Origin of the sequence: Nocardiopsis sp. NPDC007018 (assembly GCF_040635075.1) — a bacterium.
In the GTDB taxonomy this organism is placed as follows: Bacteria; Actinomycetota; Actinomycetes; order Streptosporangiales; family Streptosporangiaceae; genus Nocardiopsis.
In genome coordinates, this window is sequence record NZ_JBEYHA010000040.1 from 31852 (window position 1) to 50345 (window position 18494).

Annotated in this window: 15 protein-coding genes and 1 pseudogene; 9 read left to right on the top strand and 7 right to left on the bottom strand. The window is 72.0% G+C overall.

Annotated features, from left to right (window positions below; genetic code table 11):
- Nucleotides 1–351: 351 nt before the first annotated feature.
- From ABZ635_RS19930 to ABZ635_RS19940, 3 genes are all read left to right on the top strand, one after another.
- Entirely contained in the window at nucleotides 352–1023 is a 672-nt protein-coding gene (locus ABZ635_RS19930; RefSeq protein ID WP_357767185.1) for a biliverdin-producing heme oxygenase, read from the top strand.
- A gap of 90 nt (nucleotides 1024–1113) precedes the next feature.
- The gene (locus ABZ635_RS19935; RefSeq protein WP_357767188.1) at nucleotides 1114–1746 is read left to right on the top strand and encodes a TetR/AcrR family transcriptional regulator; all 633 of its coding nucleotides are present in this window, start codon (nucleotides 1114–1116) and stop codon (nucleotides 1744–1746) included.
- Between the two features lie 176 nt (nucleotides 1747–1922).
- Entirely contained in the window at nucleotides 1923–2177 is a 255-nt protein-coding gene (locus tag ABZ635_RS19940) for a hypothetical protein (protein WP_357767190.1), read from the top strand.
- On the opposite strand, the gene ABZ635_RS19945 is transcribed toward ABZ635_RS19940, so the two are convergent.
- Nucleotides 2158–3057, bottom strand: coding sequence for a 3'-5' exonuclease (locus ABZ635_RS19945; protein WP_357767193.1), 900 nt, complete (start codon nucleotides 3055–3057; stop codon nucleotides 2158–2160). The two genes, ABZ635_RS19940 and ABZ635_RS19945, sit on opposite strands and share 20 nt — an antisense overlap.
- A 193-nt stretch (nucleotides 3058–3250) precedes the next feature.
- Between ABZ635_RS19945 and ABZ635_RS19950 the strand changes: the two genes are divergently transcribed.
- Nucleotides 3251–4213 carry an asparaginase gene (locus ABZ635_RS19950; protein ID WP_357767195.1) on the top strand — a complete coding sequence of 321 codons (963 nt, stop codon included), beginning with the start codon at nucleotides 3251–3253 and terminating at the stop codon, nucleotides 4211–4213.
- Between the two features lie 64 nt (nucleotides 4214–4277).
- Nucleotides 4278–5543, top strand: coding sequence for an FAD-dependent oxidoreductase (locus tag ABZ635_RS19955; protein ID WP_357767198.1), 1266 nt, complete (start codon nucleotides 4278–4280; stop codon nucleotides 5541–5543).
- On the opposite strand, the gene ABZ635_RS19960 is transcribed toward ABZ635_RS19955, so the two are convergent.
- Nucleotides 5527–5718: a ferredoxin gene (locus ABZ635_RS19960; RefSeq protein WP_357767201.1), complete on the bottom strand. Its 192-nt coding sequence runs from the start codon at nucleotides 5716–5718 to the stop codon at nucleotides 5527–5529. The genes ABZ635_RS19955 and ABZ635_RS19960 overlap by 17 nt on opposite strands.
- A 168-nt stretch (nucleotides 5719–5886) precedes the next feature.
- Between ABZ635_RS19960 and ABZ635_RS19965 the strand changes: the two genes are divergently transcribed.
- Nucleotides 5887–7767, top strand: coding sequence for a DUF4173 domain-containing protein (locus tag ABZ635_RS19965; RefSeq protein ID WP_357767204.1), 1881 nt, complete (start codon nucleotides 5887–5889; stop codon nucleotides 7765–7767).
- Nucleotides 7768–7805: 38 nt separating this feature from the next.
- On the opposite strand, the gene pip is transcribed toward ABZ635_RS19965, so the two are convergent.
- Both pip and ABZ635_RS19975 read right to left on the bottom strand, forming a co-directional pair.
- Complete coding sequence (pip, locus tag ABZ635_RS19970; protein ID WP_357767206.1) at nucleotides 7806–8765, bottom strand: prolyl aminopeptidase; 960 nt, start codon at nucleotides 8763–8765, stop codon at nucleotides 7806–7808.
- A gap of 37 nt (nucleotides 8766–8802) precedes the next feature.
- Entirely contained in the window at nucleotides 8803–9711 is a 909-nt protein-coding gene (locus ABZ635_RS19975; protein ID WP_357767208.1) for a DUF4429 domain-containing protein, read from the bottom strand.
- Between the two features lie 211 nt (nucleotides 9712–9922).
- Between ABZ635_RS19975 and ABZ635_RS19980 the strand changes: the two genes are divergently transcribed.
- Nucleotides 9923–11638 (top strand): AMP-binding protein, encoded by a 1716-nt coding sequence (locus ABZ635_RS19980; RefSeq protein ID WP_357767211.1) that lies wholly within the window; start codon nucleotides 9923–9925, stop codon nucleotides 11636–11638.
- A gap of 223 nt (nucleotides 11639–11861) precedes the next feature.
- Nucleotides 11862–12923 carry a 3-deoxy-7-phosphoheptulonate synthase gene (locus ABZ635_RS19985; protein WP_357767213.1) on the top strand — a complete coding sequence of 354 codons (1062 nt, stop codon included), beginning with the start codon at nucleotides 11862–11864 and terminating at the stop codon, nucleotides 12921–12923.
- Between the two features lie 66 nt (nucleotides 12924–12989).
- On the opposite strand, the gene ABZ635_RS19990 is transcribed toward ABZ635_RS19985, so the two are convergent.
- The 3 genes and pseudogenes from ABZ635_RS19990 to ABZ635_RS20000 all read right to left on the bottom strand — a co-directional run.
- Nucleotides 12990–14228, bottom strand: coding sequence for an amidohydrolase family protein (locus ABZ635_RS19990; RefSeq protein ID WP_357767216.1), 1239 nt, complete (start codon nucleotides 14226–14228; stop codon nucleotides 12990–12992).
- 43 nt (nucleotides 14229–14271) lie between these two features.
- Nucleotides 14272–15879 (bottom strand): AbgT family transporter, encoded by a 1608-nt coding sequence (locus tag ABZ635_RS19995; protein ID WP_357767219.1) that lies wholly within the window; start codon nucleotides 15877–15879, stop codon nucleotides 14272–14274.
- 202 nt (nucleotides 15880–16081) lie between these two features.
- Nucleotides 16082–17200: pseudogene (locus ABZ635_RS20000) on the bottom strand (amidohydrolase family protein); the annotation flags it as partial.
- Nucleotides 17201–17394: 194 nt separating this feature from the next.
- Here ABZ635_RS20000 and ABZ635_RS20005 point away from each other — a divergent pair.
- On the top strand, nucleotides 17395–18405 hold the full coding sequence (locus tag ABZ635_RS20005; RefSeq protein ID WP_357767222.1) for an Lrp/AsnC family transcriptional regulator: 1011 nt from the start codon (nucleotides 17395–17397) through the stop codon (nucleotides 18403–18405).
- The last annotated feature ends 89 nt before the right edge of the window (nucleotides 18406–18494 follow it).

An 18494-nucleotide genomic window follows, 5' to 3' on the forward strand; every position in this document is an offset into this window, starting at 1 on the left:
GTGGTTCGGACCGCACGACACCCAAACGATAAACGCCCCAGCGACCAGTTGACCAGCGGACGAGACGAGACACATCCAACGTCGGGGGGTGGAACCCCCTGGGTTCCGGGTGTGTGGGGGTCCGAGGGGACGGGCCTCCCCGGCGTGGCCGGGGGGTCGCACGGGTGGTCGGCACGTGCGGACGCGCCTGCGGGGGCGCGTACCGGAACACGGCCGCACCGTATGTCGATACACGTGCAATGGGCGGGATGTCACTATTTTTCTGACAGAGTGTCGTATCCGTCTTGACAACCCGAACCACCTAAATGACATCATGTCATAAAGATCCCGGAACGAGAGGTGCAGGTGTCGATGAGCGCCACGGCCGAGGCCCCCACGGCGGCGGAGACCGCCGAACCGTTCTCCGCGCGGCTGCGCGCCGCGACCTGGAGCGACCACGAGGCCGCCGAGCACCACGGTTTCACCCAGGCCCTCATGGAGGGACGGCTGTCCCTGGACGGCTACACGGCGATGGTCGCCCAGCACCACTTCGCCTACGTCGCGCTGGAAAGGGTCGGCCGCGAACTGGCCGACGACCCCGTCGCGGGCCGCTTCCACCGCCCCGAGCTCGAACGCGTACCCGCCCTGGAGACCGACCTCGCCCACCTCCTGGGTCCCGACTGGCGCGGTCGGGTCCATCCCACCCCCGCCACACGCACCTACGTGGCGCGCATCGAGCAGATGGCCGACCACCCCGCGGGATTCGTCGCGCACCACTACACCCGCTACCTGGGAGACGTCTCCGGGGGCCAGTTCATCCGGAGGGTCGCGGCCGGGGCGTACGGCCTCACCGACGACGCCGGAGTGTCCTTCTACGTCTTCGACGCCCTGGGGAGCCTGCCCAGGTTCCGCTCCGGGTACCGCGAACTGCTCGACTCACTGGACCTCGACGAGAGCGACGCCGACCTCCTCGTCCGGGAGACCCGGCTGGCCTACCAGCTCAACACCGAGGTCCTCGCCGACCTGGGCAGGCTCCACGCCTGAGACCGCCACGGGCCTCCCGAGCCTCCACGGGCCTCCACGGGCCTCCAGACGTGACGCACCGTACTCCGCCGCCGTGCCACCATAGGTGTCATGCCCAAGATCTCGGCTCCGACCATCGCCGCTCACCGTGCCCGCACACGGGAGCGCATCATGGACGCCGTCGAGGAGCTGACCAGGTCCCAGGGGATCGACCGCATCTCCATGACCGACGTGGCCAACGCGGCGGGCATCACCCGAACCGCGCTGTACAACTACTTCCCGGACAAACCCGCGCTGCTTCTGGCCTTCACCGAGCAGGTCAGCGGCGCGTTCGTCGAACGGTACAAACGCGAGCTGCCCTCGGGGGTCTCGGCCGCCCGCCGCCTGTCAGCCTTCGTCCGCCTCCAGCTGGAGGGCATCGTCGCGCACCCGCACCCGCCCGCCGCCGAGCTGGGCGCCAGCCTGGGACCCGACGCCTACCAGGCGCTGGCCGCCCACGTGGCACCGATGCAGCGCCTGCTCACCGAGATCCTGGAGGAGGGCGCCGCCGCCGGGGAGTTCGACCGCCTCCCCGCCGACCGCGTGGCGGGGCTGACCCTGTCCATGGTCGGGTCGCAGCGGCTGCCCCTGGTCAGCGGCGAGGTCGACATCGACGGGACGCACGCCCTGGTGACCAGGTTCGTCCTGCGCGCCCTCGGGGTCGGGACCGAAACCGTGGACACGATCCTCCCGACGAACACGTAGAGTTCGCACCCATTAACAGCCTGTAGTTAGGGCCAGGTTCTAACACTGTGCTGGCCGCTAGCGGCCAGCACCCGACGGCATGAAGGCCGCGGATGCGGGGAACGACCCGCACTGCCCGACCCCCACCCGGGCGTACCCGTCCGAACGCCGCCGAGTCCCGTTAGGCCCTCTCCCTCGTGACCCTCACGCTGATCGCCGTCGGCGCCGCCCTGGTGTCGATCGCCCTCTTCAACAAGGTGCCCCGCTTCGTGCCCGGACGCCTGCCCGAACCACGCTCCGCAGGCGGGATCGCCACGGCGCAGCGCACCGCGGCGCCGCCACGGATACGCCTGGTCTCCGCGCGGCTGACCGAGCAGGGGCGCGCGCTCCTCACGACGGTGGGCGGGAGCGCCCTGATCGTCGCGTTCTTCCTCAGCCTCTCCGGCCTCTGACCGACCTCGCCAGGCGCACCAGCAGTCCTCCCGCGACGGTGGCGGCGACCCCGCCGGTCACCGCCGCGGCGGCCGCCGCCCGCCCGCGCGCCCTGGCCCCGCGCCGGGCAGCGGACTCCGCGACCGACCGGTCCGTGGCGCGGAAGGCCCCGCCGCACAGGGCGGCGTCCAGCTCGGTCCCGCGCCAGTCCGCCTTCCAGTCGTTCAGGGGGCCCAGTCCGTCCGGCGACGGGGTGGTCCGGGGCTTCCAGCGCACCGGCTCGTCCCGGCGCTCGTGCGTCCGCAGGACCCGGGGGGCCGGACCGGAGTAACGCAGCTCGCCCGGGGCGTTCGCGATCATCTCCACGAGCAGCCGGGCACAGGCCCGGGCGTCGCCCAGCGCCGTGTGCTGCCCGGTGGGCCACGTTCCGTTGAGCAGGTGGGTGGCGCGCGGCAGAGAGTACCGCGCCAGGTCCAGTTGGGAGCGCAGAGCCCGCAGCGTGCACAGCCCCGACAAGCCACGCGGCAGCCCGGCCGGGACGAGCTCGGAGGTGAGGAAGCGCTCCTCGAAGTCCAGGTTGTGGCAGACCACCACAGCACCCGAGAGCAACTGGGTGATCCGGGGCACGATCGCCTCCGCCCGGGGGGCGCCGATCACGTCACCCTCGCCGATCCCGTGGAACTCCTGGCCGCTGACGGGGGCTCGGGGGTCCACCAGTGTGCTGAACTCCTCCACGAGGGTGCCGTCACCCCGCACCCGCACCACGGCGATCTCCACCAGACGGGCGCCCTCGCGCGGGTCCAGGCCGGTGGTCTCCACGTCGAGTACCGCGTACTCCAGGTCCGCCGCCCGCGTGCCGACCCTTCTCCGGGTCAGTGCGCCCGTCCGCAGCGTTCCCATCGTCTGCCCCTACTCCCTGTGGTCGATCAACGTCGGTTCACGACCCTACTGCCCGGACCCGACACCGCCCGCCCCCCGGGAACGCCGACAGCACACCGCCGAACGGGAAGAAGGAGGGGTGTGTGTACGTTTTGACGCGTGCCCGGCACCAACGGACACCCACCACACAGCCCGTACGGCGAGGAGAAGCCGCATGAACCAGCCCCCGCTGCCCAGCTACGCCCCGCTGGCGGAGATCGTCCGCTCCGGGATGCGCGAGGGCGTGCACTACGGAGCGGTGATCGGACTCTCCGCCGACGGTGAGATCGCCTACGCGCGCGGCCCCGTGCACGATCCCATGTTCCCCCGCTCCTCCGCCAAGCCCTTCCAGGCGCTGGCGGTGTTGCGCGCCGGCGCCCGTCTGGAGGGCCGGTCCCTCGCGATCGCGGCGGGCAGCCACGGTGGTGAGGAGTTCCACGCCGCGGAGGCCGAGCGCATGCTCGCCGACGTCGGGCTGACCGCCGACGCCCTCCGGTGTCCACCGGCCGTCCCCGGCGCTCCCGCCGCGAGACGGGCATTCGTCGCCGCGGGCCGCGAGCCCGAGCCCCGGTACATGAACTGCTCGGGCAAGCACGCGGCCATGCTCGCCGCCTGCGTCGCACGCGGGTGGAGCACGGAGGACTACCTCGACCCGGAGCACCCCCTCCAGCTCATGGTCCGGGAGGCGACCGAGGACATGTGCGGGGAGACCGTCGCGCACACCGCGGTGGACGGCTGCGGTGCGCCCCAGCTGGCCGTCACGCTCACCGGACTGGCACGCGGTGTCCAGGGGATGCGACTGTCCCCCGAGGGCACCCACGAGCGCGCCGTCGTCGAGGCGATGAGCGCGCACCCCGAGTACGTCTCGGGACCCGAGCGCGTCGACACCGACCTGATGACCCGCCTGCCCGGACTGGTCTCCAAGATCGGCGCCGACGGCGTCCTCGTGCTCAACGCCCCGACCGGTGAGACCGTGGCGGTCAAGATCAGCGACGGTGACGCCGAAGAGCGCTCGCGCGTGCTGGTGGGGCTCACCGCCCTGGACGCCCTCGGAGTGGACGTCGGCCCGGTCGGCGACCGTCTCACCACCCCCGTGTACGGCGGCGGCCGCAGGGTCGGTGAGGTCCGGGCGCTGTAGGACCCCCGTGCGGTCCCGGGGCGGGGCGCGGGGAGGACGTGGAGTTCGTGAACAGGAGAGATCGGTGTCGGACAGCCTGAACGAGATCGTCATCGCCGGTGCGGGCATGGCCGGCCTGCACGCGGCCGAGGCCCTGCGCGAACGGGGGTTCGAGGGTCGTCTGATCCTGGTCGGCGACGAACCGCACCGGCCCTACTCCCGGCCCCCGCTCAGTAAGGAGGCCCTGACCGGGGTCGGGCTGGACCCCGCCAACGGCGGCCCGGGGTGGCTCGCCGGACACCGCGCGCTCCAGCTGCGCGAGGACTCCGTCATCGACGGACTCGACCTGGACTTTCGGCCGAACACCCGAGCGGTGGGGCTGGACCCGGCCGCGCGCGAGGTGCGCGTGCGGGGGCCGGAGGGCACGGTCGCGCTGCGCTACGACGGGCTGGTGGTGGCGACCGGCGCCCGTGCCCGCAGGCCCGATACCGACCTGGCCGGGGTGCACGTGCTGCGCACCCTGGACGACGCCGAGGCGGTCCGGGCCGCCTTCGACTCCGCGGGGCACCTTGTGGTGGTCGGCGCGGGTTTCGTCGGCGCCGAGGTGGCCGCGAGCGCCCGTGCGGTGGGGATGGAGGTCACGCTGGTCGAGGCCGCCCCGACCCCCCTGACCCGGGTGGTCGACCCCCGAATCGGGGAGGTCCTCACCGAACTGCACCGGGAGAACGGCGTGGACCTGCGCCTGGGTGTGGGTGTGAGCGGGTTCGAAGGCGCCGGCCGGGTGGAGCGGGTCCGCCTGTCGGACGGCTCCGGCGTCGACGCGTCCCTGGTGGTGGCCGGTGTGGGCGTACACCTGAACACGGAGTGGCTGCGCGGTTCGGGTGTCGACCTCTTCGAAGACGGTTCGGTGGTCTGCGACGCCTACTCCGCCGCATCGGTGCCGAAGGTGTACGCGGTCGGTGACCTCGCCAACTGGCCGCACCCGCGCTTCGGCGGCCGGATCAGACTGGAGCACTGGACCAACGCGAGCGAGCAGGGTGAGGCGGCGGCCCGCAACCTGCTCGCCGGGGCAGGGCGGACGCCGTTCACCCCCGTGCCCTATTTCTGGTCGGACCAGTACCGCAAGAAGATCCAGCTCCTGGGGCAGGGCGCACCCGCTGATCAGGTCGCCTTCGTGCACGGGTCTCCGGAGGACCGAAAGTTCGTGGCGTTCCTGGGGCGCGGGGGGATGCTGACCGGGGTCCTCGGACTGCGCTCCACCCCGCGCACCATGCGCTATCGCGGCCTGCTGGAGAAGCCCACCTCCTGGGAGGAGGCGCTGGCCGCGGCAGGGGTCACCCCGTCACGGTGACGGCCTGCTTGGGGCACAGCCGCGCGGCCTTGAGGACCTTCTCCCGAAGCTCCTCACCCGGCTCCTCGGTCAGGAGGTACAGGAAGTCGTCGTCCCTGACCTCGAAGACCTCGGGGGCTGCGGCCATGCACAGGGCGTTGCTCTCACACTGGTCGTAGTCGACCTCGACTCGCATCTCGTCCTTCTCTCTCGGGCTGGGCCCTTGGGGGTCTGCGGGTGGCAACACCCTAGCCACAGGTCTCCTCGGCCCGGAAACCCCTCCACTGCGGAGGAACCAGTCCCGCGCGGGCGTCATCACACCCCACGTCCGTCCCCTGAGGAGCAGTGTCGTGAGAGGTGGGCCATGAGCACGGACGAGACCGTCCCGCGCGAGAGCGGCACGGACCCGGAGGCGGCGGGTGCGCGGGCGCCGGACACGACCGGGGCCGCCACCTCGGACGACGGCACGGAGGGAACCAGCAGGGGTACCGGTGGGGAAGGCGGTGGTGCCCCCGTCCCGGACGGCAGTGCGGAGCGGACCCCCGCCACCGAGGGTGCGCGGGGCGCCGAGGGGCCCGTCTTCGAGGAGGCCCGTGCCGGGGACACGGGCCGGGGCCCGGGAACGGCCGCCCCGGCACCTCCCTGGCCACCCCCGCCGCCCCCGTTCACGCCTCCACCGCCACGCCCGCCCCTGCCGGACGCCCAGGTGTGGTTGTCCCCGGCGGCGGTGGGCACGGGCGCGGTGGCGCTGGCCCTGGCCACGTTCGACCGCCCGGGAGTCGGCGTGGTGATCACCGGGGCGCTGGCCGCGTCCGTCGCGATCACCGCCCTGGTGACCCGCCCCCGTGCTCCGGAGCGGTCCGGGGCCACCGAGGGGATCGAGCCGCCGCAGGAGCCGTCGGGAGCGGAGGGACCCGACCGGCGCCGACGGGGATGGTCGGCCGTGTACGGCGGCCTGGCCGCCGTCCTCCTGGCCACGGCGGCGCTGCGGGACGCGGGTTGGGTCCTGGCCTGGACGCTGACGGCGGCGTTCCTCCTGGCCTCGCTCGCGTTCTCCGTGCACAACCCCGCTTCGCGCGGGAGCGCGTCCGGGGTGGTCGCGGGGGCGACGGCCCTGGTGCGTGACGCCGTCGCCGCCCCGAGGTTCCTGGTACGCCCGCTGGTCCGGTTCAGGTCGTCGAACCGGCTCCTCGTGCCCGCACTGGCCACGGTCGGGGCCACCCTGGTGCTGCTCGTGGTCTTCGGCGGGCTGTTCGCCCTGGCGGACCCCGTCTTCGCCACGCACCTCGAAAGGCTGTTCGTCGCGCCCGACGTGCGTCTGGGCTGGCTGCACCCGGCCTCAGCGTTGGCGACCGTCCTCCTCACGGGCTCGGCGGTGCTGGCCGCCCGACGCCGTCCCCGCCCCGTCGCTGCGCCGCTGGCGCGCCGGACGGAGGAACCGGACGAGCGGTCGGCCTGGCCGGTCTGGGTGTGGGCGGTCCCGCTCGGGTCCCTGGCCGCGCTGTTCTCGGCCTTCCTCGGGGTGCAGGCCACCGCCATGTTCGGCGGCGACGACTACGTGCAGCGGGTCGCGGGGGTCATCTACGCCGAGTACGCCCGACAGGGCTTCTTCCAGCTGGTGATGGTGGGTCTGCTGGTCCTGGGCGTGGTCGCGCTGACGGTTCGGCTCGTGCCCGCCCCCCGCATCCCGCGCAACGCGCTCCTCGGCGTACTGTGCCTGCTCACGCTGGTCATCCTGGCCTCGGCGATGGCCCGCCTCCAGTTGTACATCGACGTGTTCGGGCTGACCCGGCTGCGGGTGGCGGCCGAAGCGTGGATCGTGTGGATCGCGCTGCTGTTCGGCCTGATCATGGTGGCGGGACTGCTCAACTGCCTGGGCCGCCCGACGCGCTGGCTGCCCCGCGCGACGGTGGCCCTGGGCGCGGCCGCCCTGGCCGTGTTCGCCTACAGCGACCCCGACCTGCGCATCGCCGAGAGCCACCACGACCTGGATCTCCAGAGCGTGGACACCCGCTACCTGCGCGGGCTGTCGGCCGACGCGGTGCCCGGGCTGCTCGAACTGGACGGGCCCGACCGCACCTGTGCCCTCGAACTGATCGACGCCCGGCTGCGGGACGCCGAGGAAGTCGGGGCCCGCAACCTCTCGCGGGAGCGGGCCCGGGACCTGCTGGCCGAACACGGTCCCCTGGACCCGGTGTCCGCGGACGGCGACCGCCCCGCGTGTTGGGTGCCGGACCGCGGCTGAGCGGCGGGGCCGCGCCGGGTGGCGCGGCCCCCTCCGGCTCACTCCTTGGCGAAGCGGTCCGTGGCCTCGATGAGGAGGTCGAGGATGCCGGGCTCGCTGAAGGCGTGACCCGCGTCGTCGACGATGTGGAAGTCGGCCTCCGGCCACGCGCGGTGCAGGTCGTAGGCGGTACGCACCGGGGTGCACACGTCGTAGCGGCCCTGGATGATCACGCCGGGGATGTGCCGGATGCGCTCGGCTCCCTCGATGAGCTGCTCCGGGGTGAAGAACCCCTTGTTGTGGAAGTAGTGGTTCTCGATCCGCGCGAAGGCGAGCGCGTAGTCCTCGTCGGCATGGTGTTCGCGCAGCGCGGGGCTGGGCCGCAGGGTGATCGTCGACCCCTCCCAGACGCTCCACGCGCGGGCGGCCGCCAGGCGCACCTCGCGGTCCGGTGACTCCAGCCGGCGCGCGTAGGCGCCGATGAGGTCCCCGCGCTCTTCCTCCGGGATGGGCTCCAGGTAGGACTCCCACAGGTCGGGGAAGAGGTGGGAGGCGCCCTCCTGGTAGAACCAGCGCAGTTCCTGGTCGCGCAGGGTGAAGATGCCGCGCACGATCAGCTCGGTGACGTGGTCGGGGTGCTTCTGGGCGTAGGCCAGGGCCAGGCAGCTGCCCCAGGAGCCGCCGAAGACCTGCCAGGCGTCCACGCCGATCATCTCGCGCAGGCGCTCGATGTCCTCGACCAGCGCCCAGGTGGTGTTGGTGGACAGGTCGGCGTCCATCCGGCTGGCGTGCGGTGTGGACCGGCCGCAGTTGCGCTGGTCGAACAGCAGCACGCGGTACCGCTCCGGGTCGAAGAGCCTGCGGTGGTCGGGTGTGCAGCCGCCGCCCGGGCCACCGTGCAGGAACACCACCGGCTTGCCCGCCGGGTTTCCGCACAGCTCCCAGTAGACGCGGTGTCCGTCGCCGACGTCGAGCATGCCCGAGTCGTACGGCTCGATGGGCGGGTACAAGGTGCGCAAGGCGTGGCCCTTTCGTGGGTGGGTGACTGGACTCGGGTCAGATCCGGTCGAGGAGCTCGGCCTTCTTGCCGCTGAACTCGCTGTCGGTCAGCAGTCCCTCGGCGTGGAGGCGGCCGAGCTCCCGGATCTTGGCGAAGATCTCGTCGCTCGCCTCGTCGCGGGCGGGCGGGGCCGGCTCCAGGGCGGGGACACCGTCGTCGGCCTCGTCCTCGGTCTCCCCCGCGGCCAGCGCGATGTGGGTGTTGACGGTGGCCGCCATCAGCAGGCTCTCCTCGCTGCCCTTCAGCCCGTGTGACGCGAGGGTGAAGAAGTCGTTCTCCAGTCCCGAGGCCTCGGGCATCGTCACTCCGCGCAGCACGACCCGGAGGAAGCCCTCGTCGAAGTCGCGCTGGGGGTACCACCGCAGCGACTCGATCTCCGAAACGGGGAACTCGCGCGACTTCTCCTGGCCCTTGGCCGTGCTGGCCATCCAGCCGTCCCACACGAGCCGCACGCGTTCGCCGTCGAAGGTCGCCGAGCCCTCGCCGGTGCGCGCCTGGTAGGGCAGGCCCACCACCAGGGCCTTGGCCACCTGTGCCGGGTCGAGCGGGGCGGTGAGGGTCTCGCGGGCGTAGCGGGAGGACTCGGTGATGCGGTCGGCGCAGTACTCGGCCACGAGTTCGCGCTCGTGTGGTCCCGTCAGGACGAGGGGCGAGGAGGCTCCCGACGCACCCGCGGTCTCCAGTGGCGCGTAGGGGTCGGCCCCGTCCACGAGCCGAATCCGCAGCCGCCATCCGTGTTTGCGGTCGCCCGGGGTGAACTCCACGTCGCGGACCGCGCTCAACGGGACGGCGCAGTGCCCCAACGCCCTGAACAGGGCGGGAACCTTGCGCCCGGTTCCGAAACCGATGCGCACCGTCTCCTCGTCGAACCGCCAGATGGCGTGGTGTCCGTGCAGTTCCTCCATGGGAGACCATCCTAGGGGTGCCGGTCGTGGCGGACACCCCTGGCCTGCCGTGCCCCTCGGAGCCGCTCGGCGGTCCGCCGTGGCGGTGAGGGGTCGGAGCGTGGCGTTGCGGGTAGAACCGCAGGGGCACACCCCGTCCCGCCACCCGCCCGGTGGCCGGGAGCACGTGGGCGGTGCGCCCGGCGCGCCGCCCCCGAACCGGAGGCCTTCGATGACGCACGAGATGTCCGAGGGGGCACGGGAGTTCCGCGCCGCGCGGGACCTGCTCCTTCAGCACCGGGATGACCAGGAGACGGCCCACCGCGAGTTCACGTGGCCGCGTCCGGAGCGGTTCAACTGGGCTCTGGACCACTTCGACCACGTGGCCGCCACACGGCCGGACCGGACGGCTCTGTGGCTGGTGGAGGCGGACGGGTCCGAGGTCCACCACACCTACCGCGAACTGTCGGAGCGCTCCAACCAGGTGGCCAACTGGCTGCTCGGCCAGGGCGTCCACCCGGGTGACCGGATCATGCTCATGCTCGACAACCAGGTGGAGCTGTGGGAGGTGCTGCTCGCCGCGATCAAGCTGGGGGCCGTGGTCACTCCGACCGCCACGAACCTCTCAGACGCCGACCTGGTGGACCGACTGGACCGCGGCGAGGTGGCGCACGTAATCTGCTCGCCCGCGCAGACCGCGCGGTTCGAGCCCCTCCAGGGCCACTGGACGAGGATCTGCGTCGGCTACATGGAGGGGTGGCTCAGCTATCCGGACTCGGAGCACTCGGGGCTGGACTTCACCCAGCCGGCTCCGACCTCCCCCGACGACCCCCTGCTGCTCTACTTCACCTCCGGCACCACCGCCCGGCCGAAGCTGGTCACCCACTCCCAGAGCTCCTATCCCGTGGGACACCTGTCCACCATGTACTGGCTGGGGGTCCAGCCGGGCGACGTGCACCTGAACGTGTCGGCCCCCGGATGGGCCAAGCACGCCTACAGCAGCGTGTTCGCGCCCTGGAACGCGGAGGCGACGGTGCTGGTGGTCAACCAGGAGCGGTTCGACCCGGCCTTCCTGCTGGACGCGGTGGTGCGCTGCGGCGCGCACACGCTGTGCGCGCCGCCCACGGTCTGGCGGATGCTGGCCCAGGTGGACCTGGCGGAGTGGAGGGTGCCGCTGCGCGAGACGGTCTCGGCCGGGGAACCGCTCAACCCGTGGATCGTCGAGCACGTCCGCCAGGCGTGGGGCCTCACGGTCCGCGACGGTTTCGGGCAGACCGAGACCACCCTGCTGGTCGGGAACGGCCCCGGTCAGGTGGTGGTGCCCGGGTCGATGGGGCGCCCCGCACCCGGCTACGACATCGTCCTGGTCGACCCGGAGACGGAGGAGCCCTCGGACACCGGCGAGATCTGCGTGGACCTGTCGGACCGCCCGGTGGGGACGATGACCGGTTACGCGGACGCCCCCGACGACACCCGTGAGGCGACCCGCCGCGGCCTGTACCACACCGGCGACATCGCGACTCGGGATTCGCGTGGATTCCTCACCTATATCGGCCGGTCCGACGACGTGTTCAAGGCGTCGGATTACCGCGTCTCACCATTCGAACTCGAAAGCGTGCTCATCGAACACGAATACGTGGCGGAGGCCGCGGTCGTGCCCTCCCCCGACCGGCTGCGGCTCGCGGTGGCCAAGGCCTACGTGACCCTGGCCGAGGGCGTCGCACCCGACGCCGTGACCGCCCGCGCCATCCTGGAGTACGCCCGAAGACGCCTCTCACCCCACAAGAGGGTCCGCCGCCTGGAGTTCGCCGACCTGCCCAAGACCGTCTCGGGCAAGATCCGGCGGGTGCGCCTGCGCCGGGCCGAGGCCGCGCGCGGAACGCAGGAGGACGGAACCCGCCATCCGCACGAGTACTGGGAGGAGGACCTCCCGGGCCTGAAAGACTGACGCCGTAAGACGCGCTCCGCCGATCGGAAATGGCCGCCGGCGCCATTGTGTCTCGCCGGTTGGGACGCCGGTGAGCCCATGCACGCCGTGTGGCCTTTCCCATCCCCGGAATACCCGGACAATTCCCACCTCGGCCGCACCGGCCCGCCGGGACCGCGCTACGGTCGGTGTGCGGCACGAGCATCTGTCGCCAGGCGATCGACGTGATGGGACCGGGGAGAAGATGACGAGCACCAACGACACACGGGTGGCGAGCTACACACCGCTCATCGCCCCTCAGGACCTGCTCGCCGAACTCCCCATGAGCGAGGAGAGCACCGCCCTCGTCGAGAGTTCGCGCGCCGAGGTCAAGCGGGTCCTGGACGGCACCGACGACCGCCTGCTGGTCGTCGTCGGACCCTGTTCGGTGCACGACACCGAGTCCGCGCTGGACTACGCGCGCCGCCTGCGCGACCTCGTGCCCTCGGTCAGCGGCGAGCTGTGCGTGGTGATGCGCGTGTACTTCGAGAAGCCCCGCACCACGGTGGGATGGAAGGGCCTGATCAACGACCCGGGCCTCGACGACACCTACGACGTGCACCGTGGCCTGCGCACCGCCCGCGAGCTCCTGCTCGACATCAACGCCCTGGGCCTTCCCGCCGGGACCGAGTTCCTCGACCCGATCACCCCGCAGTACATCGCCGACGTGGTCTCCTGGGGCGCGATCGGGGCCCGCACCACCGAGAGCCAGGTGCACCGCCAGCTCAGCAGCGGCCTGAGCACCCCGGTGGGCTTCAAGAACGGCACCGACGGCGACGTGCAGGTGGCCGTGGACGCCGTGGGCGCGGCCGCCGCCTCCCACACGTTCTTCGGTGTGGACCCGGCCGGGGCCGGATCGGTCGTGGTCACCGAGGGCAACCCGGACTGCCACGTGATCCTGCGCGGCGGCCGTAGCGGCCCCAACCACGACCCGGCGTCGGTGGCCTCCGCCCTGGACGTCATCGAGGGGTCGGGGCTGCCGCGCCGCCTGATGATCGACGCCAGCCACGCCAACAGCGGCAAGGACCACGTCCGCCAGGCGGGTGTGGCCCGCGAGATCGCCGCCCAGGTCGCCGAGGGCCAGAAGGGCGTCATCGGCGTGATGCTGGAGAGCTTCATCGTGGAGGGCGCCCAGAAGCTGGGTGACCCGGCACGGCTCACCTACGGCCAGTCCATCACCGACAAGTGCATGAGCTGGGAGACGACCGAAGGCGTGCTGGAGAACCTGGCCGAGGCGGTGCGCCAGCGCCGCAAGAACGCGGCCTGACCCCGCCTCCGAGGGGCACGGCGCGAGGACGGCGCGCCGGGCCCCTCGTTCCGCGTCGGGGCCGGGTCAGGCCCGGGTGTCCTTGACGACCTGACCGCCCTGCACGACCAGCACCACGTTGGCCCGGTCGCCCAGCAGGGCGATGTCGGTGAGGGGGTCTCCCTCGCACACCACGAGGTCGGCGAGCTTGCCTGCCTCGACGGTGCCGGTCCGGTCGGCGGTGCCCACCAGGGCGGCGGCGTTGCTCGTACCCGCCTGGATCGCCTCCATCGGGGTCAGTCCCACGGACACCAGCTGGGCGAGCTCGCGCAGGTTGCGCCCGTGCTCGGAGATGCCCGCGTCGGTGCCCATCGCGACCCTGACCCCCCGGCTGACGGCGTGCGAGATCCTGCGGTAGGTCTCCTCGGCCAGCGCCCGCTTGGTCTCGACCGCCTTGCGGGTCATGAGGTGGGCCCGGTCCTCGAAGTCGAAGGTGGTCAGTGTCGGCACGAGGAACGTGCCGCGCTCCAACATGAGGTCGATGCCCTCGTCGTCGACGAGGTAGCCGTGCTCGATGCTGGCGGCCCCGCCGCGCACCGCGTTCCTGATCCCCGCCGCGCCCTGGGCGTGCGCCGCGACCGGCCGACCGCCGTGCCGGGCGGTCTCGGCCACGATCACGGCGATCTCCTCCTCCGTGATCCCCTCGTCGGTGGGGCCGTCCGAGGGGCTGGAGAGTCCGCCCGTGGCGCACACCTTGATGACGTCGGCCCCGTCCCGGACCAGGCGCCGGGTGGCCACCCGGACCTCTTGCGGGGAGTCGGCGATCTCGACGGCGGTGTGCTCGCAGTCGTGCGGGTTCGCGCCGGAGGGCAGTGTGAAGTCGGCGTGGCCGCCGGTGTGGCTCATCAGGCGCAACGCCATGCTCAGACGCGGTCCCCGGATCAGTCCGCGCTCCTGGGCGAGACGGAACCCGGCGTCGGCACCGCCCAGGTCGCGGGCGCCGGTGACGCCCGCCTCCAGGGTGACGCGCATCCGTTCGGCGGACTCGAACGCGTGCAGGCTGCGGGAGACGCCCGCGTTGTTGGCGGCCAGGGCGCGGCCGTCGGAGAACCCGAAGTGCACGTGGGTGTCGACGAAACCGGGCAGCAGGGTGCGCCCGCCCAGGGTCTCGACGGTGTCGCCGGGCAGGGGCGCGGGCGCGTCGGCCGCGGGCCCCGCGTAGGCGATCAGGCCGCCCTCGACCAGGACGGCGGCGTCGGGCACCGGTGCCGCTCCGGTGCCGTCGATGAGGGTGAGGTCCCGGTACAGGGTCCTGGCGCCGGTCATGGGTGCTCTCCTTCTTCTCGTGCTTCTGGTTCGGGGGGCGTGGCTAGAGGCGTGCGTACATGCCGGGGCCGATGGGCAGTCCGCCGAAGTAGAACACCGCGAAGACGGCGACCCACATCACCAGGAAGACCAGGGAGAAGGGCAGACAGCGCGCGATCACGGTGCCGATGCCCGCTCTGGGCTCGTAGGACTTGAGGAAGCCGAGGACGATGATCACGTACGGGTTGAGCGGCGAGAGCACGCTGGAGGTGGAGTCGCCGATCCGGTAGGCGGCCTGCACGAACCCGGGTTCGTAGCCCAGGAGGGCGAACATCGGCACGAACACCACGGCGAACAGGGCCCACTGGGCGGAGCCGGAGATGATGAGGAAGTTGATCAGCCAGGCCAGCAGGACGAAGCAGAGGATGGCGCCGAACCCGGTGAACCCGGTGGCCTCCAGGGTCTGCGCGCCCTTGATGGCGATCCACGTGGACAGGCCGGTCCAGTTGAACAGCTCCAGGAACTGCGCCATGACGAAGGCCAGGACGATGAAGCCCGACATCTCCTTGACCGTGTGCCCCATCATCCGCGCCACGTCGGCGCCGCCCCGGATCGCCCGGGTGGAGACACCGTAGGCGACGCCGGGCACGGCCAGGGTGAGGAAGACGAGGAAGACCACCGAGCCGAGCAGCGGGGAGGTGGGGAGGAAGACGCCGTCCTCGTTGCGCATGGGCGAGCCCGCGGGGAGCGTGACCGCCAGGACCGCGATCACCGTGGTCACCAGGGAGATCCCGGCCCAGCGCAGCCCTGCTCGCTCGCTCGCGGTGAGCTCGGAGTCCATCTTCAGGTCGGGACGGTCCTCGCCCTCCCCGCTGACGGCGGCATCCGCTCCCGTCTGTTCACGGCTGACCCCCCGGCGTTCCAGAGCGGGTTCGAGGACGCGGTCGATGAGGAGACCGGCCACGGCGCTGAGCACGACCGCGATGGTGAACGTGAGGAAGTGGTTGGAGATCGGGCTGACGTGGGTGGTGCCCAGGCTCTCCACCGACGCGGCGGCGGTGTTGGTGATGCCGGACAGCAGGGCGTCGGTGCTCGTGATGAAGGGGCTACAGCTGAACGCGGCCATGGCGGCGGCGAAGGAGCCCAGCAGCCCGGCGACGGGGTGTCGTCCCGCCGCCTTGAAGACCATCGCGGCCAACGGGGGGATGACCACCATCGCGGCGTCGCTCATGATGCTGCCCGAGACGGCGACCAGGGCGGCCACGTAGGGGAGCATCCACTTCGGCGCGCCGCCGAAGGCCCGGCGGACCAGGGTGTTGAGCAGGCCGGTCCGCTGGGCGATCCCGACGCCAAGCAGGATGGTCAACACCACGCCCAGCGGCGGGAACCCGATGAAGTTGGGAACCAGGTGGGTGGTGAACCAGGTGAGGCCCCCGGCGGTGAAGAACCCCCGGATCGGCTGGACGCCCTCCTCGCTTCCGGGCACCTCGTAGGTGGCGCCCATCGCCGAGAGGACCGAGGAGGCCACGGCGACCACGGCGAAGAGCAGGAGGAAGAGGACGAAGGGGTCGGGGATCTTGTTGCCGAGACGCTCGATGGTGTCGAGGCCGCGGGTGAGGAGTCCGGGGCGCGCCTCGACGGCGCCGCTCCGCTTCGATCGCGGGGTGCTCATGGGTCACCTCTGGTGGTGGAGGGAGGGGTGGGGCGGGGACCGTGGAGGCCGGGTCAGGACGCGGCGCCCGGTCGGCGACCGGTGGTGTCCTTGTGGACCGCGCCGTCCTTGATGACGACGGTGACGTTGTCGGGGTCACCGGGCAGGGTGCGGCGAGGGGGTCGCCCGAGCAGACGACGACGTCCGCGCGCTTGCCGGGTTCGAGGGTGCCGATCTCGTCTCCGAGACCGAGCAGCGCCGCCGCGTCGCGGGTGCCCGCGAGGAGGGCTCCCATGGGGCTCAGGCCGTGTTCCACCAGGAGCGCCAGTTCCCGCAGGTTGCGACCGTGCGGACAGATGCCCGCGTCGGTGCCCAGGGCCACGCGGACCCCCGCCCGCAGAGCGGCGGTGATGTTCTCGCTCAGGTGCTCCTGGAGTCGGAGCTTCTTGGCGACCGCGTAGTCGGCGGACCTCGCCGGGTCGGGCGGGGTGGTGGCGGTGGACAGGGTGGGCACCAGGTAGGCGCCGCGCTCCAGCATGAGTTCGACGCCCTCGTCGTCGATCTCGTACCCGTGCTCCACGCTGGTGACCCCCGCGGTGAGGGCGTTGCGGACGCTGCGGGCGCTCTGCGCGTGGGCGGCCACGGGGATGTCGTGGCTGGCGGCCTCGCGCACGATCACGGACATCTCCTCGATGTTGAGCCCGTCGTGCCAGGGTGTGTCCTGGGGGCTCCACACCCCGCCGCTGGCCATCACCTTGATGACCCCGGCGCCCTTGCGCATGACCTCGCGGGTGGCGCGCAGGGCCTCGGCGGGACCGTCGGTGTTGATCGAGACGGCGCCGTCGGGGCCCAGGACCGTGCCGTAGTCGAAGCCGCAGCAGGTGCGGAAGTCACCGTGCCCGCCGGTGGGGCCGAGCGCCCGGTAGGCGGTGGTCACACGGGGGCCGGGGACGATGCCCTCGTCGACGGCCCGCACCACGGCCTGGTCGAGACCGGCCAGGTCGCGGACGCTGGTGACCCCGGCGTCGAGGGTGGCGCGCAGGCGCGGGATCGCGGTGAAGTACCCGTAGTGCGGCGGCTGGTCGATCAGGTCGGCCGGGTTCATGCCGTCGCCGGACATGGTCATGTGCACGTGCGTGTCGACGAAGCCCGGCAGGATCGTGCCCCCTGCGGCGTCGACCACTCGGTGCGGTCCGCCGATCAGCGGTGCCCGGTCGGCGGGGCCGACCCAGTCCACCCGGCCTCCACGCAGGACCACCGTTCCGTCGGGCAGGGGCGCGGACCCCGTCCCGTCGATCAGGCTCCCGTTCCGGACCACGACGGTCCTGTCAGCAGGGGTCATCGACGCCACCTTCCTCCCGGCGCCGGGCCCGGGCCCACGGTGGGGTGTCCGGGCGCGACGGCGCGTGAACCAACGGGGAACTCGCAGCTCAGGGCCGCGTTTCTGATCTTGCGGAAACCTACGCGGATGCTCCGGCAACCTTCGGGAATCGCCGGAAATCCCTACTGAGGAGGTGGATTCTGCCGGAATCGAGCATGCCCAACGAGTTCGACCTGACTCTGATCAACGCCCTCCAGTTGGCGCCCCGGGCCACCTGGGCCGAGCTCGGGCCGGTCCTGGACGCGGACCCGACCACGCTCGCCCGCCGGTGGAGGCGCCTGGAGGAGGAGGGGCTGGCGCGCATCGCCGCGTTTCCGCGCCGCCGGGTGATGGCCCGTCGGAACCTCAGCTATGTGGAGTTGAGCTGCCGCAACGGATCAGTGGAACGGGTCGCCGCGGCCCTGGCCGAGGACCGTGACACCCTGAGCATCCAGTTCGTGGCCGGGTCGCACCAGCTCATGCTCACCGTGGTGCCGGGCGCCGGGCTGGCGGACTACCTGCTGAACTGGGTGGGCGCTATCCCCGACGTGGTCTCCTACCGGGTCCACGTGGTCACCGAGGTGCCCCGGGAGGCCTACCTGTGGCAGGTTCGGGCCCTCTCCCCCGGCCAACGGCGCCGGTTGCGGGCGCTGTCACCCGCTCTGCGCGACCCGGCGGGCAACGAACGCGTCACCGAACTCGACCAGGCCATCGTGGACCTGCTGTGCGCCGACGCCCGACTCGGCTACCAGGCCATCGCCGAGCGCCTCGACGTCGCGCCCACCACCGCGGCGCGGAGGATCAACCGGCTGCTGCGGGACGGCCTCCTCGGGCTGCGCTGCGACATCTCCCGCGCGCACATGGGGTGGCCCAGCGCCGCCACCCTGTGGGGTACGGTCGACCCCCAGGTGCTGGACGGCGTGCCCGACCTGGGAGAACGCATTCCCGAGGTACGGCTGTGCACGACCATCGCGGGCCCGGATAACACCCTGTTCATCCTGTGGCTGCGCGACGCGCCCGACCTCACCCGGGTGGAGCGCCGACTGTTGGAGGAGCTGCCGGGGCTGCGCATCGCCGACCGGCGGATGACGCTGCGCACGTTCAAGTTCATGGGCGGCGTGACCGACGCCGAACAGCGTTTCGTGCGCTCGGTGCCGGTCCAGCTACGCTCCCCGACAGACCCCTAGATGAGTAATTCCCAGGGGTGCGTGGTCTGAGCATGAGGCGAGGGAGCCCATGGTCTTGTTGTGACGCAACACCTGAACTCCCTCGCCCA

Coding starts and splice junctions, on each gene's coding strand:
- ABZ635_RS19995 (WP_357767219.1), bottom strand. CDS start 15,879: ATGAGCACCCCGCGATCGAAGCGGAGCGGCGCCGTCGAGGCGCGCCCC.
- ABZ635_RS19980 (WP_357767211.1), top strand. CDS start 9,923: ATGACGCACGAGATGTCCGAGGGGGCACGGGAGTTCCGCGCCGCGCGG.
- ABZ635_RS19985 (WP_357767213.1), top strand. CDS start 11,862: ATGACGAGCACCAACGACACACGGGTGGCGAGCTACACACCGCTCATC.
- ABZ635_RS19960 (WP_357767201.1), bottom strand. CDS start 5,718: ATGCGAGTCGAGGTCGACTACGACCAGTGTGAGAGCAACGCCCTGTGC.
- ABZ635_RS19965 (WP_357767204.1), top strand. CDS start 5,887: ATGAGCACGGACGAGACCGTCCCGCGCGAGAGCGGCACGGACCCGGAG.
- ABZ635_RS19930 (WP_357767185.1), top strand. CDS start 352: ATGAGCGCCACGGCCGAGGCCCCCACGGCGGCGGAGACCGCCGAACCG.
- ABZ635_RS19950 (WP_357767195.1), top strand. CDS start 3,251: ATGAACCAGCCCCCGCTGCCCAGCTACGCCCCGCTGGCGGAGATCGTC.
- ABZ635_RS20005 (WP_357767222.1), top strand. CDS start 17,395: ATGCCCAACGAGTTCGACCTGACTCTGATCAACGCCCTCCAGTTGGCG.
- ABZ635_RS19935 (WP_357767188.1), top strand. CDS start 1,114: ATGCCCAAGATCTCGGCTCCGACCATCGCCGCTCACCGTGCCCGCACA.
- ABZ635_RS19975 (WP_357767208.1), bottom strand. CDS start 9,711: ATGGAGGAACTGCACGGACACCACGCCATCTGGCGGTTCGACGAGGAG.
- ABZ635_RS19945 (WP_357767193.1), bottom strand. CDS start 3,057: ATGGGAACGCTGCGGACGGGCGCACTGACCCGGAGAAGGGTCGGCACG.
- ABZ635_RS19990 (WP_357767216.1), bottom strand. CDS start 14,228: ATGACCGGCGCCAGGACCCTGTACCGGGACCTCACCCTCATCGACGGC.